Source organism: Kitasatospora sp. NPDC050463 (assembly GCF_040655255.1).
Lineage (GTDB): Bacteria > Actinomycetota > Actinomycetes > Streptomycetales > Streptomycetaceae > Kitasatospora.
On the sequence record NZ_JBFAJO010000020.1, the window covers coordinates 81525 to 99139 of the forward strand.

Sequence of the window (17615 nt, forward strand, 5' to 3'; positions counted from 1 at the left end):
GGGCCGGGCGGGGGCCGCCCGCCGCGCGACCCCGCGCCCTACAGCCAGCCCTTCTCGCGGGCGATCCGGACCGCCTCGGTGCGGTTGCGGGCCTCGGTCTTCTGGATCGCCATCGAGAGGTAGTTGCGCACCGTCCCCTCGGACAGGTGCAGCCGGCGGGCGATGTCCGCGTTCACCGCCCCGTCCGCCGCGGCCGCCAGGACGTCGCGCTCGCGGGCCGTCAGCGGGTTCGCCCCCTCCGCGAGCGCGGCGGCGGCCAGCACCGGGTCGATCACCCGCTCGCCGCGCAGCACCCGGCGGATCGCCTCCGCCAGCTCGGCCGCCGGGGCGTCCTTCACCAGGAAGGCGTCCGCACCCGACTCCATCGCCCGCCGCAGGTAGCCGGGGCGGCCGAAGGTGGTCGCGATCACGACCTTGGTCTGCGGCCGGCGCTTGCGCAGCTCCGCCGCGGCCTCGATCCCGGTCATGCCGGGCATCTCGATGTCCAGCACCGCGACCTGCACGTCCTGGGCGATCGCCGCGTCCACCACCTCGTCGCCGCGCCCCACCTGGGCCACCACGTCGATGTCCCCCTCCAGCCCGAGCAGCGCGGCCAGCGCCTCCCGGACCATCCCCTGATCCTCCGCCAGCAGCACGCGGACGGACGGGGCACCGTCGCTTCGAATCTCACTCATGCCGTCGACCCTAGGGTCTGCGGGAATCACCTGTTGAGTCTCCCCCGGGGGGAGACGCCAGAGTGGTCCGCATGGACGACGACGTGCGGTACTCGATCGGTGACCTGGCCCGGCGCACCGGCCTGACGGTCAAGAGCATCCGGTTCTACGCCGACGAGGGCCTCGTCCCGCCCACCGACCGGACACCGGCCGGCTACCGCCGCTTCGGCGTCGACGCCCTGGCCCGGCTCGACCTGGTCCGGACGCTGCGCGAACTCGGCCTGGACCTGGCCACGATCCGGCGGGTACTGGACCGGGAGGCGCCGCTGCACGACGTCGCCGCCGCCCACGCGGACGCCCTGGACGTGCAGATCCGCACCCTGCGGCTGCGGCGCACGGTGCTCCGGGCGGTCGCCCAACGTGGTTCCACCCCTGAGGAGATGAGATTCATGCACAAGCTCGCCCAGCTCTCGGACGCCGAACGCCGGCGCCTCGTCCACGACTTCGTCGACGACGTGTTCGGCGGCCTGGACGCCAACCCCGAGTTCGTCGCCATGATGCGCTCGGCGATGCCCGAACTCCCGGACGAGCCCGCCGCCGAGCAGGTGGAGGCCTGGGTCGAACTGGGCGAGCTCGTCCAGGACGGGGAGTTCCGCGCCTCGGTGCGGCGGATGGCCGAACACCAGGCCGCCGAGCGGGCGGCGGGCGACACCACCGGCCTGCACCACGCCCTCACCGAGGCGGTCCGCGAACGGGTCGGCGCCGCGCTCGCGTCCGCCGTCCCGCCGCGCTCCCCGGCGGCCGACGCGGTGGTGGACGGGCTCACCGCCCGGTACGCCGCCACCTTCGGCCGCCCGGACGACGCGGAGCTGCGCCGCTGGCTGCTGCGGCGGCTGGAGGCCGCGGACGACCCGCGCGCGGAGCGGTACTGGCGGCTGCTGGCGGTGGTCAACGGCTGGCCGGTCCCGGCGAGCCTGACCGAGGTCTTCGCCTGGTTCACCGAGGCGCTGCGGGCACGGGTCGCGCCGTAGCCGGCCACCGGCGGCACGACCTGTGCCGCGTCAGGCGACCGAGACCGTCCGCAGCGGCACCAGCGCGCGCAGCCGGAAGCCCCGGCCGCGGTCGCCCGGCCCCGTCTCCAGCCGGCCGCCGACCAGCGCCAGCCGCTCCTCCAGGCCGGAAAGCCCGTTGCCCGGCGCGGACTTGCCGGGCCCGGCCCCGTTGTCGGCGATCTCCAGGACGGCGTACCGCTCGCCGCCGCCCTCCCAGGTCTCGTCCGCCCGCACCGTGCAGACGGTGGCACCCTCACCGTGCCGGACGACGTTGGTGACCGCCTCGCGCAGCGCCCAGGCCAGCGCGCCCGCCTCCTCGTTGGCCAGCCCCGGCCAGGCGTCCACCAGCTCCGGCGAGGCCTCCAGGCTGACCTGCGCCGCCGCCAACGCCGTCCGGGCGGCGGCGAGTTCGACGGGCAGGGTGGGCCGGCGGAAACCGGTCACCGCCTCCCGGACGTCGATCAGCGACTGCCGGCCCACCTTCTCGATGTCGGCGACCTGCGCCCGCGCCGCCTCGTCCTTGCCGGCGTCCATGAGCCGCCCGGCCAGCTCGCTCTTCAGGGTGATCAGCGACAGCGAGTGCCCGAGCAGGTCGTGCAGGTCCCGGGCCATCCGCAGCCGCTCCTCCGAGGCGGCGAGATGGGCGACGGCGGCCCGCGCCTCACGCAGTTCCCTCATGGTCGCGACCAGCCGCTGCAGCCCGGTCATGGCGACACCGGAGAGGAAGGCGGTGAGCGCGATGGTGGGGATGTCGCCCCGGTCGGCATGGCTGAGCAGCCCGACCACGACGGTCAGCCCGGCCATCGCGCCGACCCCGGCGAGCGCGAAGCGCAGCGGCGCGATGATCCCGACGGCGACCGAGGCGTAGGTGAACAGGGTGAGCCAGGCGGTGCCCAGGCCGAAGGGGGTGACGATCGCGGTCACGATCATCGCCGCGACCACCAGCCGGCAGGCCCGCGGCCGCCGGTCCGCCGTCGAGCGGAGCACCACCAGGCCGATGTAGCAGCCGACGAAGGCCACCAGGGCGGTCCAGCCGGCCAGCGTCGCCGCCGACGAGTGCCCGCCCTTGAGCAGGTCGCTCACCGGGTACAGCAGGTAGACCATCCAGAGCAGCATCCAGCTGACCTTGACCAGCAGCTGTCGCCGGTTCTCCACCGGGGCTCCGGGGACGTTCATGAACGACACGCGCCCCGTCCCCGCCTCCGGCCGGTCGTCGGTCGGGTGGGTACGGGGCGTGTCGGGCATGGAGGTCATCATGCCTGCCGGGTGTCCCGCCGGTACAGCGCGGCCGCGGCCGCGACGAAGACCACCAGGAAGCCGGCCAGACCGGCCACCGCGCCGAGGTCCAGCGCGTGCCCGGGCTGCGTGAAGGTGGCCAACTCGTTGTACAGGTAGACGGGGTCGACCCGTGCGACCGTCCGCAGCGTGCCGGTCACCGGGAACCACGTCCCGCCGAACAGCGCCATCACCATGTAGGTGATCATCACGATGGTCTGCACCGAGTCCGGCGCCGCCGCGTAACCGAGCGCCACCCCGAGCGCGGCGAAGACGAAGCTGCCCAGCCAGAGCGCGGCCGCCAGACCGAGCCACTGCGCGGCTCCCAGCCGCACGCCCTGGGTGGCACCGACCGCGAAGACCACCAGGATCGCGGGCAGCGTGGTGACCGAACTGGCGGCGATCTTGGCGACGGTGTACGCCCGGCCGGGCAGCGCCGTCAGCCGTAGCTGGCGCACCCAGCCGCTCTTGCGTTCCAGGGAGATCCGCTGCGCGCTGCCGGTGAGCACCGCGCCGACCGCACCGAAGGTGGCCATCGAGACCATGAAGTAGGTCTTCACCGGCAGGCCGCCGGCCAGCTGGTCGGTGCCGTAGGCGTTGATGAAGAAGAAGTACATCAGCGCCGGGTAGAGCACGGTGAAGAGCAGGTACCGCTTGTTGCGCAGGGTGCGCATGATCTCCAGGCGGATCAGGGTGGTCATCGCGCGGCCTCCGTCGCGGACTCGGTGGTGTCGGCGGCGTCCTGCTCGCCGGTGATGGTCAGGAAGGCCTGCTCCAGGCCCAGGCCGGTGACTTCCAGGCCGCGCGGGTACAGGCCCGCCCGGTAGAGGCCGGCGACGCCCGCGTCGGCGTCCGCCGTCCGGATCCGGACCGTCCGCACCCCCGGTACCCGGGCGCTGACGTCCAGGGCCAGTACCCCCGGCAGGCCGCGCAGCGCCGACTCGTCGAAGGGGCCATCCGCGTCGTGCAGTTCGAAGGTGATCCGGCGGGCCCCGGCCTTCGCCTTGATCTCGGCGGACGAGCCGTCGGCGATCAGCCGGCCCCGGTGCAGCACCAGGACGCGGTCGGCGACCGAGTCCGCCTCCTCCAGGTAGTGGGTGGCGAACAGCACCGTGCGCCCGGCGTCGGCCTGCGCCCGCATGCTCGCCCAGAACGACTGGCGTACGGAGACGTCCATGCCGGTGGTGGGCTCGTCCAGCACGATCAGGTCGTTGGCCCCGGCGATCGCCAGGGCGAAGCGCACCCGCTGCTCCTGGCCGCCGGAGAGCTTGTCGACCCGGCGCTCGGCCAGGTCGGTGACCCCGGCGTCGGCGAGCACCTCCCGCACGGCCCGGCCGCGCGGGTGGACGTCGCAGGCCAGCCCGACCAGCTCGCGGACCTTGACGTCGGCCATCAGGCCGCCGCTCTGCAGCATCGCGCCGACCCGGCCGGCCGCGATCGCGGCGCGCGGGGCGCCGCCGAACAGTGTGACGCTGCCGTGGTCCGGCTCGCGCAGACCGAGCAGCAGGTCCAGGGTGCTGGACTTGCCGGCTCCGTTCGGGCCGAGCAGGGCGACGGTCTCGCCCTGCCGCAGCACGAGGTCGAGGCCGTCCACGGCCCGCACCCGTCCGTAGCTCTTGCCGACGCCCCGGAAGGCGGCCACCTCCGTACCCATCGTCCCGGTCCTCTCCCCTGCTGGTGTCGTTCGCACCAGCTCAGAGTCCCGCGCCGGACGGGTACGGCGGCAGTGCCCGCCGTCGTGCCTTCGGCATGACGGATGTCATGCCGGCGGCCGGTACCCGGAGCACGGGTACCGGCCGCCGAAGCCGCAGGTCACGGGCGATCGTCGGAGGCGCGTGCCACCGTCCCCGGCAGCGGCCGGACGGATCGACCCGTACGGGCACCCGCGGCACCGGGGGGAGCGGCCGCACGGGCCCACGACCCGCTCCCCCTCCTCGCCCGCGTCGGCCCGGGGCGGCTCAGATCCCGAGCGACTTCTTCACGAAGTCGACCTGGAGCAGCAGCAGGTTCTCCGCGACCTCCTCCTGCGGCGTCATGTGCGTCACGCCCGAGAGCGGCAGCACGGTGTGCGGCCGGCCGGCCGCGAGCAGCGCCGAGGAAAGCCGCAGGGTGTGCGCGGCCACCACGTTGTCGTCCGCCAGACCGTGGATGATCATCAGCGGGCGCTCCAGCCCGGCCGCGTGACCGGTCAGCGAGTTGGCCGCGTAGACCTCGGGCCGCTCGGCGGGGTCGCCCAGGTAGCGCTCGGTGTAGTGGGTGTCGTACAGCTCCCAGTCGGTCACCGGGGCGCCGGCCACGGCCGCGTGGAAGACGTCCGGACGGCGCAGCACGGCGAGCGCCGCGAGGTAGCCGCCGTACGACCAGCCGCGGATGGCGACCCGGCCGAGGTCCAGCGGGAACTCCTCGGCGAGCGCCTGGACCGCGTCCACCTGGTCGTCCAGGGTGGCGCCGGCGAAGTCGAAGGCGATCGACTTCTCCCAGTGCGGCCCGCGCCCGGGGGTGCCGCGCCCGTCGGCGACGACCACCGCGAAGCCCTGGTCGGCGAACCACTGCGAGTTGAGGTGCGGGTTGTGCGCCTGGACGACGCGCTGCCCGTGCGGGCCGCCGTACGGGTCCATCAGGACGGGCAGCAGGCCGTCCCGCTCGCGGTCGTAGCCGGTGGGCAGGAAGACGGCGGCGGGGATGCGGCGCTCGCCGGCGAACCGGAAGACCGGGCGCGCGGTGAGGACCGGGGTCTCGGCGTAGGACGCGACGGTGGCGACGACATCGACCACCACGCCCTCCGGGAGGTCCCGGGCGACCTGGACCAGCGTCCCCGGCAGGTCGGGCTCCGCGGTGGCCCGGACGGTGACGCCGGCCGCGTGCACCGCCGTGGTGACCGAGGTGAACGGCCGGTCGTTCGCGGCCTCCCAGGAGAGCCGCTTGCCGTCGTGGCTGATCCGGCCGACCGCGATCCAGCCCGGCTCGGGGTCGGTCTCCTCCGCGCCGCCGGAGGCGGTGAAGAAGACCTCCTCGTCCGTCACCGCCAGCACCGAGCGCAGCAGCAGGTCGCTCCCGGTGACGGTCTGGTCGCCGATCACCAGCGCCCGGGCTCCGCCCTCGCCCGCGCCGTCGGAGATCCGGACCAGCTTGCCGTCCGGCGTCCAGGCCGGGACGCCCTGGAAGAGCTCCAGCCAGGCGTCGTCACGCTCCTCGACCAGCACCTCGGTGGCGCCGGTCGCGACGTCCACCCCGAGGATCCGCTGGCTGCGCTGGTCCCGGGCCTGGACGAGCAGCAGCGGCACGCCGCCGGTCGACCAGTGCACCCGGGCCAGGTAGGGGAAGGCCTCGTCGTCCCAGACGACCTGCGTCCGGCCGCCGTCCAGGCCGATCAGCCAGAGCCCGACCTCGGCGTTGGCGGTGCCGGCGGCGGGGTAGGCGATCTCGGCGGGCTCGGTGCCCGGGTTGGCCGGGTCGGCGATCCACCAGCGGCGCACCGGAGTGTCGTCGGCCCGCTCGACCAGCAGCCGGTCGCTCTGCGGCGACCACCAGAAGCCGCGGTCGCGGCTCATCTCCTCCTGGGCGATGAACTCGGCCTGGCCCCACGTCACCCCCGGGCCGTCGGGCTGCGCGAGGGCCCGGTCGCCACTGCCGTCGGTACGGGTCAGCCGCAGCTCGCCGGCGGTGTTGGCGTACGCGACGTGGGAGCCGTCCGGGGCGAGGCGCGGATCGACCACCGGGCCCTCGACCGGCAGCTCGGCGGTCCCGCCGGCGGCCAGGTCGGCCGTGAAGAGCCGGCCGGAGAGGGCGAAGGCGGCCAGCGCGCCGGCGCCGTCCAGGGAGTAGCCGACGATGCCGGCCGAGCCCTCGCGGCTGCGCTCGCGACGGGCCTTCTCGGCCGGGGAGAGGTCCTCCTCGCCGCCGCCGAGCAGGGTGACCGGATCGGCGGCGATCCGCTCCTCGCCGGTGGCGGTGTCGAGGGTCCAGAGGCGGTTGGCCCGGTCGCTGCCCGCGGGGGTCTCCCCGGGCGAGGGGCGGGGGAGGGAGCGCAGGAAGACGACCCGGGAGCCGTCGGATGCGACGGAGAAGGACCGGGGGGCGCCGACGGTGTAGCGCAGGGTGCGCGCGTACTGCCGCGGGAAGGTGTCCGCGGGGGTGTGGGAGGTCATGGCACCAGACCCTATGACGTTCCCGCACCCCCGCCCGGTGGATTGTGATCACTCGTTCGGAGCATCGTCCGCGAGGACGCCCGAAGGGGCTGCACACCCCTTCCGACCGGCCCATGCGCCCTATTTGTGCCACCATGCCCCGGCGTGTGCAGACTCACTGAACGTAATGCGCCCCTCACTCATCGGGTATGACTGGTTCAACGAGTGATCGCCAGGCCCCGTCCCGGGCCCCGGTCGCCCGACCGCAAGTCCCGCACGGTCCCGACGCCGCCCTCCGCGAGGGGGTGGCGCACCCGAGAAGGGGTGTGAGCCGACATGGCTTTGTCCATCTCCGCAGCCATGCTGATGCTGGTCATCGTGGTGGTGCTGATCCGCCGCTCCGGCCTGAAGCTCGCGCACGCGATCGTCTGCGCGCTGCTCGGCTTCTACCTGGCGTCCAGCTCCATCGCGCCGTCGATCAGCCAGGTCACCAGCAACCTCGCCGGAATGATCAATGGCCTGAAGCTCTGACCCCTCGCGGGCGGTCGTTAGGCTTCCCCCCATGACCGCGACTACCGGCCGCCGCCTGCTCCTGGTGCACGCCCACCCCGACGACGAGTCGATCGGCAACGGCGCCACGATGGCCAGGTACGCCGCCGAGGGCGCCCTGGTCACCCTGGTGACGTGCACCCTCGGCGAGGGCGGCGAGGTGATCCCGCCGGAGCTGGCCCACCTGACGGCGGATCGGGACGACGCCCTCGGCCCCCACCGGATCGGCGAGCTGACCGACGCCATGCGCGCGGTCGGCGTCGCCGATTTCCGCTTCCTCGGCGGCCCTGGCCGCTACCGGGACTCCGGGATGATGGGCGTCCCCGACAACGACGTGCCCGGCTGCTTCTGGCAGGCGGACGTGGACGAGGCGGCCGACCACCTGGTCGCGGTGGTCCGCGAGGTGCGGCCGCAGGTCCTGGTCACCTACGACGAGGACGGCGGCTACGGGCACCCGGACCACATCCAGGCACACCGGGTGGCGATGCGCGCCCCCGAGCTGGCCGCCGACCCGGCGCACCGGCCCGACCTGGGCCCGGCCTGGCGGATCGCCAAGGTGTACTGGAATCGGATGCCCCGCTCGGTGATCGAGCGGGGGCTGGCCGAGACCGCCGCCAAGGCGCCGTCACCCGGGGTCGCCGAACCCGGCGACGTCCCCGGCGTGGTGGACGACGCCGTGATCACCACCGTGCTGGACGGCGCCGCGTACGCCGGCCGCAAGGCGGCCGCGATGGCCGCGCACGCCACCCAGATCACCGTGCACGGCGACTGGTTCACGCTCTCCAACGACCTCGGCCAGCCGCTGGTCGCCACCGAGTACTACCAGCTGGTACGCGGCCAGGCCGGACCGCGGCTGCCGGAGGACGACCTCTTCGCCGGCCTGGACAGCACCTTCGAGGAGAGTGCCCGATGACCGAGCCCGCCACCCAGCAGGCCCGTCGCCGCTCGATCCCGGCGACCGTCCTCGGCACCCGCGCCGAGCGGCTGGCCGAGCCGCAACCCCCGCGGATCGGGCGGATCGCGGCCTATGTCCTGTTCTTCCTGCTGGGCGTCGCGGTGTCGGTCTGCGGAGCATTTGTGCAGGCCTTGTGGCCGCCCGTGGGAGTCCTGTTGGCACTCGCCGCCACCGGCGCCACCTTCTACGCGGGCCTGCGGGTGACCGGTACCCGGCTCGGCGCGGCACTGCCGGCGGCCGGCTGGTTCCTGGCCCTGCTGCTGGTGATGGTCCCCCGCCCCGAGGGCGACAATGTGCTCTGGACCAATGCCACGTCGCTCGCCTGGCTGTTCGTCGGCTCCGTCCTGGGCGTGATCTGCGCCACCCTGCCGACCCGGACGAGCTGGTTCCCCGGGGTGCCCGGCCCGCCGCGCTGAGCACCCCGACGGGCCGCGTACGGTACCGCGCACGACGCGCAGTCAGGACCACACGGCCGTACTCTCATACCGGAGGAACCGGACGTATCAGGTTCTATCCGAACCGGTTCACCGGTCAGTTCTTCCCAGTATGGTGGTGCCGCAGAACGCCGTACCCGACCGCCGCCCCGCCAGGCCCGGCGACCACGAACCGCGGTCGCGCCGCACGGCCCGCCCGCGAACCCGGAGCAGAGCAGCATTGAGCAGCCGCGAATCTGAGAACGCCCACCCGACGCCTCGGCGGACGGGTCCGGACGCCTACCCGTCGGGCACCCCGCCCTACGGCACACCGGGCTTCCCCGGCGGCGACCGCGCGGGTGCCGGTGCCGCCCCGGGCTCCGCGTCGGGTGGCGAGGACGAATCCCCGAAGACCGAGACCACACTGACCACACGGGTCCGGATCAACATCCCGGGCTCGCGCCCGATCCCGCCCGTGGTGGTCCGCAGCACCGTCAAGAACGAGGACGGCCAGGGCGAGGAGAACCCGCCGGCCGCCCCCGAGCCGGCCGGGCCCCGGCACCGCTCCGCGGCGCCCGCCTCCCCCGTGCTCGGCGTGATGGACGGCGGCGCGAGAACGGCCACCCCGCCGAACCTGCCGCCGGAGTGGGAGATCCCGCCCGCCACCTCCGAGTCGGAGTCCACCGGTGCGTGGTTCCGGCCGCGCCAGAAGAAGGGCCCGGCCGCGGAGCCCGCCCCCGCCGCCGTCCCGACCGGCGCTCCGGGCGCGCCCGCCGACCCGTTCGCGCCGGCCCCCGCGCCGAGCGCAGGCGCCGAGGCCCGCCCGAACGGCGCCCGGCCCAAGGCCGCCCGCCCCGCCCAGGCCCCGGGCCCCGGTACCACCCGCCCGAACGGCCGCCCGGTGCCGGCACAGGCCGCCGCACCGCGCCCGACCGGCGCGCCCGCCTCCCCGTTCGGCGCCGGTGCCGGAGCGGACACCACCGCAGACGAGGCTGGCGTCTACGAGGACGCCCCGCCGGACCCGTTCGGCACGGCCCCCGCCGCCGACCCCTTCGCCCGCGGCGCCGGCCGGCCGCAGCCGCAGGGCCCCGGCCACCCCGTGGGCGGCCCGGCCGACGCGGCGAACCCGGAGGACACCTCGGTCGACGGCTTCGCGCCGATCCGCGAGAACACCCCGCCGCCCGCCGCCATATCCGGCCGGCCCACCGGCGCCGCGGCCGAGCAGGGCCTGCCGCCGAACGGCGCCCCGCAGAACGGCCGCTCGCAGAACGGCCTGTTCGCCTCGGCCCCGGCCGGCGCCGACCCGTTCGCCGCCCAGCGCACCCCGGCCGGCGCGGAGCCGTACGGCAGCACCGCTCCCGGCGGCCTCTTCCCCGGCGCCCCCGGCCGCCAGGGCGAGCCGACGGCCCCGCTCGACCCGCACGCCGGCTGGCAGGAGGGGCCCGGCAGTGCCGCCCCCGGCCGGCCGTACCCCGGCGGCCCGGAGGCCGAGGCCCCGGCCGGCCCGGTGCCGGCTCCGGCGCCCGCCCCGAAGCAGTCCGCGCCCGCCGAGCCGAAGGCGCCCAAGGCCGCCACCGGCAAGGCCAAGCGTGGCGGCGCCGGCAAGAAGCTCGTCAAGCTCGGTGTCTACGGCGTCGCCGCGGTGCTCTTCCTCGGCGCCGCCGCGTACGGCACCGGCCTGATGCTGAACCAGTCCGACGTCCCCAAGGGCACCGTGGTGCTCGGCACGGACATCGGCGGCAGCAACCGCGACCAGGCGATCCACCAGCTCGACGAGTCGGTCGGCAAGGCCGGCCAGCAGCCGGTCAAGCTGAAGATCGGCGACCAGGCGCTGGACCTCGACCCGACCGTCGCCGGGCTGAGCTTCGACACCACGGCCACCGTGGACCGGCTCACCCAGCACTCGTACAGCCCGGTGGACGTGATCACCTCGCTGAAGGGCGACGAGAAGGCCGTGCCGCCGGAGGTCAAGGTGGACCGGGCCAAGCTCAAGGCCGCCCTGGAGGCACTGGCCACCGGTTCGGGGCAGGGCCTCCAGGAGGGCTACGTCAGGTTCGGCGACTCCGGCGAGCCCGTCGTGGTGCCCGGCAAGGCCGGCCAGGCGGTCGACGCCGCGTCCGCCGTCGACCAGGTCGAGCAGGCCTACCGGGACCGCGCCGCGGGCAAGGCCGAGCAGCCCGTCGCCCTCACCGTGACGGCCGCCCAGCCCAAGGTCTCGCCGCAGGCCCTGCAGGCCGCCGCGGACAGCCTCGGCAAGTCCGCGGTCAACGGCAAGATCCACATCGTGGCCGGCGCGAAGACCTGGGACTTCGGCCCGAAGACCGCGCCCAAGACGCTCACCCTGGTGCCCGACGCCGCCGGCAAGATCGTTCCCAAGTGGGACCTGGACGCGCTGAACGGCCAGCTGGGCAGCGTGTTCGACAAGGTGAAGGTCAAGAAGAACGGCCAGACCGCCGCGATCACCCCGCAGGACGTCGCCGACGCCATCACCTCGGTGCTGGACAAGACCGGCGACAAGGACCGCACCTTCAAGTTCACCGTCGCCTGAGCGGCTTCACCCGTCGCCCGGGCACGTTCACCCGCCGCCCGGGCACACCCACCGGCGCCGGGCGCACCGCAGGGTGACCGAACGACCGAGGGGTGGGCCCGGATCCGGGCCCACCCCTCGACAACCCACTCCCCCGGTCAGCAAGATGTGACGCCGTACCACCCGTCACATCCTCACCTCCGCACCGGGAGAAGCATCATGGGCCGCCTCACCCCCCACCGCACGGCCCTGCTCGCCGGCCTCACCGCCGTCTCGCTCTCGCTGACCCTCTGCGCGTGCGGCTCCGGTACGGGTGGCGCCCTGACGCTCCCCACCCCGCTCGAAACACCCAAGCTCACCGCGGTCGACATCAACCCGCACGACCGCGCCGAGCTGCGCCAGGGCGGCACCCTGCGGGTCGCGGTCGCGCAGTACTCCACCCAGTGGTCGCCGATCCACACCGACGGCAGCGAGGCCTCCACCGTCACCGTCACCAAGCCGCTGCTGCCGACCTTCTTCCGCTCCGACGCCGCCGGCACCCAGAGCATCAACCCGGCCTACCTCCAGGACGCCCGCTCCGAGCTCAGGGACGGCCACCAGGTCGTCACCTGGACGCTCAACCCGAAGGCGAGGTGGTCCGACGGGACGCCGGTCACCTGGCGCGACATCGAGGCCAACTGGCGTGCGCTGAACGGGAAGGACCCGGCCTTCAAGACCTCCAGCAGCACCGGCTTCGAGCTGGTCGCCTCGGTCGAGAAGGGCAAGGACGAGTTCCAGGCCGTGATGACCTTCGACCGGCCGTTCTCCGAGTGGCAGTCGATGTTCAACGGCGCCGCCAACGCCCCGCTGCTGCCCGCGAGCCGGATCGCCACGCCGGAGCTGTTCAACACCTCGTACCTGGACGCGATACCGGTCACCGCGGGCCCGTTCAAGGTGGAGAAGCTGGACCGGGCGGCGCAGACCGTCACCCTCGTCGCCGACCCCGCCTGGTGGGGCGAGAAGCCGCTGCTGGACCGGATCGTGTTCCGCGCCATGGTGCCCAACACGATGGCCGCCGCCTTCGCCAAGGGCGAGATCGACTTCTTCAACAACGGCCCGGACGTGGCCGGTTACCAGCTCGTCAGGAGCACCAAGGGCGCCGCCGTGCGCCGCGCCGGCGGGCCCGACTTCCGCCAGTTCACGCTGAACAGCAGGAGCCCCGTGCTGACCGACCCGGTCGTCCGGCAGGCCCTGTTCCAGGCGATCAACCGGGACGCCATCACCCGCTCCGACCTCAACGGTCTGGACTGGCCCACCGTGACCCTCAACAACCACCTGCTGGTGGCCAACCAGAACGCCTACCGGGACAACTCCCTCGGTCTCAGCCGCTACGACCCGGCCGACGCCGTGCGCAAGCTGGAGGCGGCCGGCTGGAAGCTCGACGGCGACGTCCGCACCAAGGACGGCCGGGAGCTGAACCTGCGGATGGTCATCCCGTCCGGCGTCACCCAGGCCCAGACCGAGGCCGCGGTCACCACCCGGATGCTCAAGGACGTCGGGGTCAAGGTCACCACCGTGACCGCCGCCGCCAACGAGTTCTTCGACAAGTACGTCAACCGGCACGACTTCGACATCGCGGCGTACTCGCTGCTCGGCACGCCCTTCCCGGCCAGCGGCAACCGGGCCAACTTCGTCCAGAACGGCGGCACCAACCACTCCCAGGCCGGCAGTGCGGCCGCCGACGCCGCGCTCGACCGGGCCGCCGCCGCGACCGACGCCGCCACCGCCTTCGAGGCCATCAACCAGGCCGACGGCGAGCTGTGGAAGGTCGCCGGGGTGCTGCCGCTCTACCAGCGCCCGCAGCTGTACGGCGCCCGCGCCGACCTGGCCAACATCGGCGCCCAGGGCCTCTCCGACATCGTCTGGGAGAACGTCGCCTTCCAGAAGTGACCGGCCCGGCAGGGCCGTTGTGACGCGCCGGGCCCCGGGGTCGCCTCGACCCCGGGGCCCGGCCCGCCGCGCGGTCAGCCCGCGCCGATCACGTCCCGGACCTCGGCGAAGTGGCAGGCCGACTCGTGGGCGGCCGCGCCGCTCAGCGTGCCGGGCACCGCCAGCAGCGGGACCTCGGTGGAGCAGCGCTCCTGCGCCTTCCAGCAGCGGGTGCGGAACCGGCAGCCGGACGGCGGGTTGGCCGGCGACGGCAGGTCACCGCTGAGCAGGATGCGTTCGCGGTGCTCCCGGCCGGTCGGGTCCGGCACCGGCACCGCGGAGAGCAGCGCCTGGGTGTACGGATGGGTCGGGTGCGAGTAGATCTCGTCCTCCGTCCCGATCTCGACCATCTTGCCGAGGTACATCACGCCGACCCGGTCGGAGATGTGCCGCACGATCGAGAGGTCGTGCGCGATGAACATGTACGAGAGCTCGAAGTCGCTCTGCAGCTGCTCCAGCAGGTTGATCACCTGCGCCTGGACGGAGACGTCCAGGGCGGAGACCGGCTCGTCGCAGATGATCAGCTCCGGCTTGAGCGCGAGGCCGCGGGCGATGCCGATGCGCTGGCGCTGACCGCCGGAGAACTGGTGCGGGTACCGGTTGATGTACTCCGGGTTCAGGCCGACGACGTCCAGGAGGTCCTGGACGGCCTTGCGACGGTCGCCCTTGGGAGCCACCTCGGGGTGGATCTCGAAGGGCTCGCCGATGATGTCGCCGACCGTCATCCGCGGGTTGAGCGAGGTGTACGGGTCCTGGAACACCATCTGGATGTTGCGGCGCACCGCCTTCAACCCCGCGCCGGAGAGCCGGGTGATGTCCTCGCCCTTGAACAGCACCTGGCCGGAGGTGGCCCGCTCCAGGTTCATCAGCACCTTGGCCAGCGTGGACTTGCCACAGCCGGACTCGCCGACGATCCCCAGCGTCTCCCCCTTGCGCAGGTCGAAGGAGATGCCGTCGACCGCCTTCACCGCGCCGACCTGCTTCTTGAGGACGATGCCCTGGGTCAGCGGGTAGTACTTGACCAGGTCCCTGACCTCCAGGATGGGCTCAGCCATGGAGGGTCTCCTTCCAGAAGTGGCAGGCGCTGCGCCGGCCGGGCAGGTCGGCCCCGTCGGCGGCCAGCACCGGTACCAGCCGCGGGGCTTCGCTGCGGCAGCGGTCGGCCGCCCGGTCGCAGCGCGGGTTGAACGCGCAGCCCTCGGGGATCCGCAGCAGGCTCGGCGGCAGGCCCTGGATGGCGTAGAGGTTCTGGCCCTTCTGGTCCAGCCGGGGGATGGAGCGGAGCAGGCCCTTGGTGTACGGGTGCGCCGGGCGCGCGTACAGCTCGTGCACCGGGGCGGTCTCGACGATCCGGCCCGCGTACATCACGGCGATCTTGTCCGCGACGTCGGCGACCACGCCGAGGTCGTGGGTGATCAGGATCAGACCCATGTTGAATTCGGCCTGCAGCTCCGCCAGCAGGTCCATCACCTGGGCCTGGACGGTGACGTCCAGCGCGGTGGTGGGCTCGTCGGCGATGATCAGGTCCGGTTCCAGCGCCAGCGCCATGGCGATCATGATGCGCTGGCGCATACCGCCGGAGAACTGGTGCGGGTAGTCGCCCACCCGCTGCCTGGCGGCGGGGATGCGCACCCGCTCCATCAGCTCGATGGCCTTCTCCTTGGCCTCCTTGCGGGACGCCCCCTGGTGCACCCGGAACATCTCGCCGAGCTGGTAGCCCACGCTCAGCACCGGGTTCAGCGAGGACAGCGCGTCCTGGAAGATCATCGCGATCTTCCGGCCGCGCACCGCCCGCCGTGCCTTGGGGCTCATGGTGAGCAGGTCCTCGCCCCGGAACCGGATCGAGCCGGCGGTGATCTTCCCCGGCGGCATGTCCAGGATGCCCATGATCGCCTGCGCGGTCACCGACTTGCCCGAGCCGGACTCCCCCAGCACCGCCAGGGTCTCCCCGGCCGACACCGAGTAGCTCACGCCGTTGACGGCCTTGGCCACGCCGTCCCGGGTGTGGAACTCGATGTGCAGGTCGTCGACCTCCAGCAGCGGCGTCCCGGGCACCAGGTTCTCCCGGCCGGCGCCGATCAACTCGACGGTGTCCCGGCGCGGTGCGCCGTCCTTCGACTGCTTCGACTGCTTCGACAGCCTTGTCGCGTCACTCATCGTCCGCGGCCCTCCTCAGCGCAGCTTCGGGTCGAGGGCGTCGCGCACCGCGTCGCCGAGCATGATGAACGCCAGCACGGTGATGCTCAGCACGGCGGCCGGGAAGAGCAGCACATGGGGCGCGGTCAGGAAGCGGGACTGCGCGTCGCTGATCATCAGACCCCAGGAGATCGCCGGGGACTGGATGCCGATGCCGAGGTACGAGAGCGCGGCCTCTGCACCGATGTAGACGCCCAGGTTGATGGTCGAGACCACGATCACCGGGGCGACCGCGTTCGGCAGGATGTGCCGGGAGACGATCCGTCCGGTGCCGGCGCCGAGCGCCTTGGCCGCGACCACGTAGTCGTTGTGCTTGTTGGCGAGCACCGCCGAACGCATCAGCCGGTAGATCTGCGGCCAGCCGAGGACGGCCATCACCGCGGAGACCGTCCAGGCGTTGCCCTTGCCCCAGGTCGACATGATCAGCATGCCGCCGAGCAGCAGCGGGATGGCGAAGAAGATCTCGGTCATCCGGGAGAGCAGGCTGTCCCAGAGCCCGCCGGTCCAGCCGGCCCAGAGGCCCAGCGCACCGCCGACGGCGACCACCAGCGAGGTGGTCAGGATGCCCACGATGATGGAGTTGCGGGCGCCCCAGACGGTGCGGGTGTAGATGTCGCAGCCCTGGACGTCGAAGCCGAACCAGTGGTCGGCGCTGGGCCGCTTCAGCGAGTCGGACAGGTTGCAGAAGCCCGCCGAGGTCGGGTCCCCCTCGGTGAACAGGTGCGGGGCGACGGCGAGCGCCACCATGAACAGCGCCAGGAACCCGCCGATCAGGAACAGCGGGTTGCGCCGCAGGTCGTACCAGGCGTCGGTCCAGAGGCTGGCCACCCGCTCGCCGCCGGCCCTACCGCCCTTGGTGAGCGTCGCGGCCTCGGCGGCCGGCCCGCTCGCGGCCGATCCGGAGCCGGGCTGCCCGGGGATCGCCACCTTCGCGTTCTCGCTCTTCGTCGGCTCACTCATAGCGGATCCTCGGGTCCAGGACGGCGTACAGCAGGTCGACCACCAGGTTGGCGAACAGGTAGACGAGCACCAGGGCACTCACGATGCCCACCACGATGGTGCGTTCCCGCAGGTAGACGGACTGGAAGAGCTGGTGTCCGACCCCGGGGATGTTGAAGATGCCCTCCGTGATGACCGCGCCGCCCATCAGCCCGCCGAGGTCCATGCCCAGGAAGGTGATGATCGGGATCAGCGCGTTGCGCAGGCCGTGCCGGACGACCACCCGCAGCGGGCTCAGCCCCTTGGCGACCGCCGTCCGGACGTAGTCCGCCCGCATCACCTCGATCAGGCTGGTCCGGGTGAGCCGGGCGATGTACGCCAGCGAGGTCGAGGCGAGGACGTAGGCCGGCAGCAGATAGGACCGGAAGCCGGCGTCCTCGTTGAACGACACCGGGAAGAAGTCGATGCCGTAGTCGGTGTTGAGCTTCACCCCGATGACCAGCTGCAGCACGAAGCCGATCACGAAGACCGGGATCGAGATGACCATCAGGGTCGAGATCAGCACCACGTTGTCGATGAACCTGCCGCGCCGCAGGGCGGCGACCACACCTGCGGCGACACCCACCACCATCTCGATGACCAGCGCGGTCACCGCCAGGTTGATGGTGTACGGGAAGGCCGTCTTCATGACGTCCACGACCTGGTTGCCGCGGTAGTCCTCGCCGAAGTCGCCCTTGAACAGGCCGACCAGGTAGTCCCAGTACTGGATGAAGAAGGGGTCGTCCAGGTGGTAGCGGTCCCGCAGGACCGCTACCACGGCGGGGTCCTGCCGCTTCTCACCGGCCAGTGCCGTGATGGGGTCGCCAGGCAGCAGGAAGACCAGTGCGTAGATCAGGAACGTCGCGCCGAGGATCACAGGTATGGCCTGGATGATCCGGCGGACCACATAGCGGCCCATGCG

The 17615-nt window shown here is 73.0% G+C and carries 15 protein-coding genes; 6 read left to right on the plus strand and 9 right to left on the minus strand.

The features are described 5' to 3' along the window. Positions 1-38 precede the first annotated feature (38 nt). Positions 39-674 carry a response regulator transcription factor gene (locus tag AB0J08_RS15495; protein WP_360632951.1) on the minus strand — a complete coding sequence of 212 codons (636 nt, stop codon included), beginning with the start codon at positions 672-674 and terminating at the stop codon, positions 39-41. A 71-nt stretch (positions 675-745) separates the two neighbouring features. Here AB0J08_RS15495 and AB0J08_RS15500 point away from each other — a divergent pair, with 71 nt between their 5' ends. Beyond that, a complete protein-coding gene (locus AB0J08_RS15500; RefSeq protein WP_360632954.1) occupies positions 746-1684 on the plus strand; it encodes a MerR family transcriptional regulator in 939 nt (312 codons plus the stop codon). A 30-nt stretch (positions 1685-1714) separates the two neighbouring features. Here the strand turns inward: AB0J08_RS15500 and AB0J08_RS15505 are convergent, their stop codons facing one another. From AB0J08_RS15505 to AB0J08_RS15520, 4 genes are all read right to left on the minus strand, one after another. After that, the gene (locus AB0J08_RS15505) at positions 1715-2950 is read right to left on the minus strand and encodes a histidine kinase (protein ID WP_360632957.1); all 1236 of its coding nucleotides are present in this window, start codon (positions 2948-2950) and stop codon (positions 1715-1717) included. An 8-nt stretch (positions 2951-2958) separates the two neighbouring features. Further along, positions 2959-3681 carry an ABC transporter permease gene (locus tag AB0J08_RS15510; protein ID WP_360632959.1) on the minus strand — a complete coding sequence of 241 codons (723 nt, stop codon included), beginning with the start codon at positions 3679-3681 and terminating at the stop codon, positions 2959-2961. After that, complete coding sequence (locus AB0J08_RS15515) at positions 3678-4634, minus strand: ABC transporter ATP-binding protein (RefSeq protein WP_360632962.1); 957 nt, start codon at positions 4632-4634, stop codon at positions 3678-3680. The genes AB0J08_RS15510 and AB0J08_RS15515 overlap by 4 nt, the downstream gene beginning before the upstream one ends. A 304-nt stretch (positions 4635-4938) precedes the next feature. Then, entirely contained in the window at positions 4939-7128 is a 2190-nt protein-coding gene (locus tag AB0J08_RS15520; protein WP_360632965.1) for a prolyl oligopeptidase family serine peptidase, read from the minus strand. 315 nt (positions 7129-7443) lie between these two features. On the opposite strand from AB0J08_RS15520, the gene AB0J08_RS15525 reads away from it, so the two are divergent. From AB0J08_RS15525 to AB0J08_RS15545, 5 genes are all read left to right on the plus strand, one after another. Then, positions 7444-7638 (plus strand): DUF2304 family protein, encoded by a 195-nt coding sequence (locus tag AB0J08_RS15525; protein ID WP_030307746.1) that lies wholly within the window; start codon positions 7444-7446, stop codon positions 7636-7638. A gap of 31 nt (positions 7639-7669) precedes the next feature. Beyond that, on the plus strand, positions 7670-8569 hold the full coding sequence (mshB, locus tag AB0J08_RS15530; protein ID WP_360632968.1) for an N-acetyl-1-D-myo-inositol-2-amino-2-deoxy-alpha-D-glucopyranoside deacetylase: 900 nt from the start codon (positions 7670-7672) through the stop codon (positions 8567-8569). Further along, the gene (locus AB0J08_RS15535; protein WP_360632970.1) at positions 8566-9027 is read left to right on the plus strand and encodes a DUF6113 family protein; all 462 of its coding nucleotides are present in this window, start codon (positions 8566-8568) and stop codon (positions 9025-9027) included. The genes mshB and AB0J08_RS15535 overlap by 4 nt, the downstream gene beginning before the upstream one ends. Before the next feature lie 238 nt (positions 9028-9265). Next, the gene (locus AB0J08_RS15540; protein WP_360632973.1) at positions 9266-11572 is read left to right on the plus strand and encodes a peptidoglycan binding domain-containing protein; all 2307 of its coding nucleotides are present in this window, start codon (positions 9266-9268) and stop codon (positions 11570-11572) included. A gap of 198 nt (positions 11573-11770) precedes the next feature. Continuing rightward, the gene (locus tag AB0J08_RS15545; RefSeq protein ID WP_360632976.1) at positions 11771-13480 is read left to right on the plus strand and encodes an ABC transporter family substrate-binding protein; all 1710 of its coding nucleotides are present in this window, start codon (positions 11771-11773) and stop codon (positions 13478-13480) included. Positions 13481-13554: 74 nt separating this feature from the next. On the opposite strand, the gene AB0J08_RS15550 is transcribed toward AB0J08_RS15545, so the two are convergent. Genes AB0J08_RS15550 through AB0J08_RS15565 form a run of 4 tightly spaced genes read right to left on the minus strand, consistent with a single transcriptional unit; the run spans position 13555 to position 17612 of the window. Then, entirely contained in the window at positions 13555-14574 is a 1020-nt protein-coding gene (locus AB0J08_RS15550) for a dipeptide ABC transporter ATP-binding protein (protein ID WP_360632979.1), read from the minus strand. Next, positions 14567-15676, minus strand: coding sequence for an ABC transporter ATP-binding protein (locus AB0J08_RS15555; protein WP_360632982.1), 1110 nt, complete (start codon positions 15674-15676; stop codon positions 14567-14569). Before AB0J08_RS15555 ends, AB0J08_RS15550 begins: the two co-directional genes overlap by 8 nt. 15 nt (positions 15677-15691) lie before the next feature. Next, positions 15692-16675 (minus strand): ABC transporter permease, encoded by a 984-nt coding sequence (locus tag AB0J08_RS15560; protein WP_360632985.1) that lies wholly within the window; start codon positions 16673-16675, stop codon positions 15692-15694. Then, positions 16668-17612 (minus strand): ABC transporter permease, encoded by a 945-nt coding sequence (locus AB0J08_RS15565; RefSeq protein WP_360632988.1) that lies wholly within the window; start codon positions 17610-17612, stop codon positions 16668-16670. The genes AB0J08_RS15560 and AB0J08_RS15565 overlap by 8 nt, the downstream gene beginning before the upstream one ends. Between the last annotated feature and the right edge of the window lie 3 nt (positions 17613-17615).

Bases quoted from the DNA above. Each gene is read 5' to 3' on its own strand.
- AB0J08_RS15495 (WP_360632951.1), bottom strand. From the start codon at position 674: ATGAGTGAGATTCGAAGCGACGGTGCCCCGTCCGTCCGCGTGCTGCTG.
- AB0J08_RS15500 (WP_360632954.1), top strand. From the start codon at position 746: ATGGACGACGACGTGCGGTACTCGATCGGTGACCTGGCCCGGCGCACC.
- AB0J08_RS15505 (WP_360632957.1), bottom strand. From the start codon at position 2,950: ATGCCCGACACGCCCCGTACCCACCCGACCGACGACCGGCCGGAGGCG.
- AB0J08_RS15510 (WP_360632959.1), bottom strand. From the start codon at position 3,681: ATGACCACCCTGATCCGCCTGGAGATCATGCGCACCCTGCGCAACAAG.
- AB0J08_RS15515 (WP_360632962.1), bottom strand. From the start codon at position 4,634: ATGGGTACGGAGGTGGCCGCCTTCCGGGGCGTCGGCAAGAGCTACGGA.
- AB0J08_RS15520 (WP_360632965.1), bottom strand. From the start codon at position 7,128: ATGACCTCCCACACCCCCGCGGACACCTTCCCGCGGCAGTACGCGCGC.
- AB0J08_RS15525 (WP_030307746.1), top strand. From the start codon at position 7,444: ATGGCTTTGTCCATCTCCGCAGCCATGCTGATGCTGGTCATCGTGGTG.
- mshB (WP_360632968.1), top strand. From the start codon at position 7,670: ATGACCGCGACTACCGGCCGCCGCCTGCTCCTGGTGCACGCCCACCCC.
- AB0J08_RS15535 (WP_360632970.1), top strand. From the start codon at position 8,566: ATGACCGAGCCCGCCACCCAGCAGGCCCGTCGCCGCTCGATCCCGGCG.
- AB0J08_RS15545 (WP_360632976.1), top strand. From the start codon at position 11,771: ATGGGCCGCCTCACCCCCCACCGCACGGCCCTGCTCGCCGGCCTCACC.
- AB0J08_RS15550 (WP_360632979.1), bottom strand. From the start codon at position 14,574: ATGGCTGAGCCCATCCTGGAGGTCAGGGACCTGGTCAAGTACTACCCG.
- AB0J08_RS15555 (WP_360632982.1), bottom strand. From the start codon at position 15,676: ATGAGTGACGCGACAAGGCTGTCGAAGCAGTCGAAGCAGTCGAAGGAC.
- AB0J08_RS15560 (WP_360632985.1), bottom strand. From the start codon at position 16,675: ATGAGTGAGCCGACGAAGAGCGAGAACGCGAAGGTGGCGATCCCCGGG.
- AB0J08_RS15565 (WP_360632988.1), bottom strand. From the start codon at position 17,612: ATGGGCCGCTATGTGGTCCGCCGGATCATCCAGGCCATACCTGTGATC.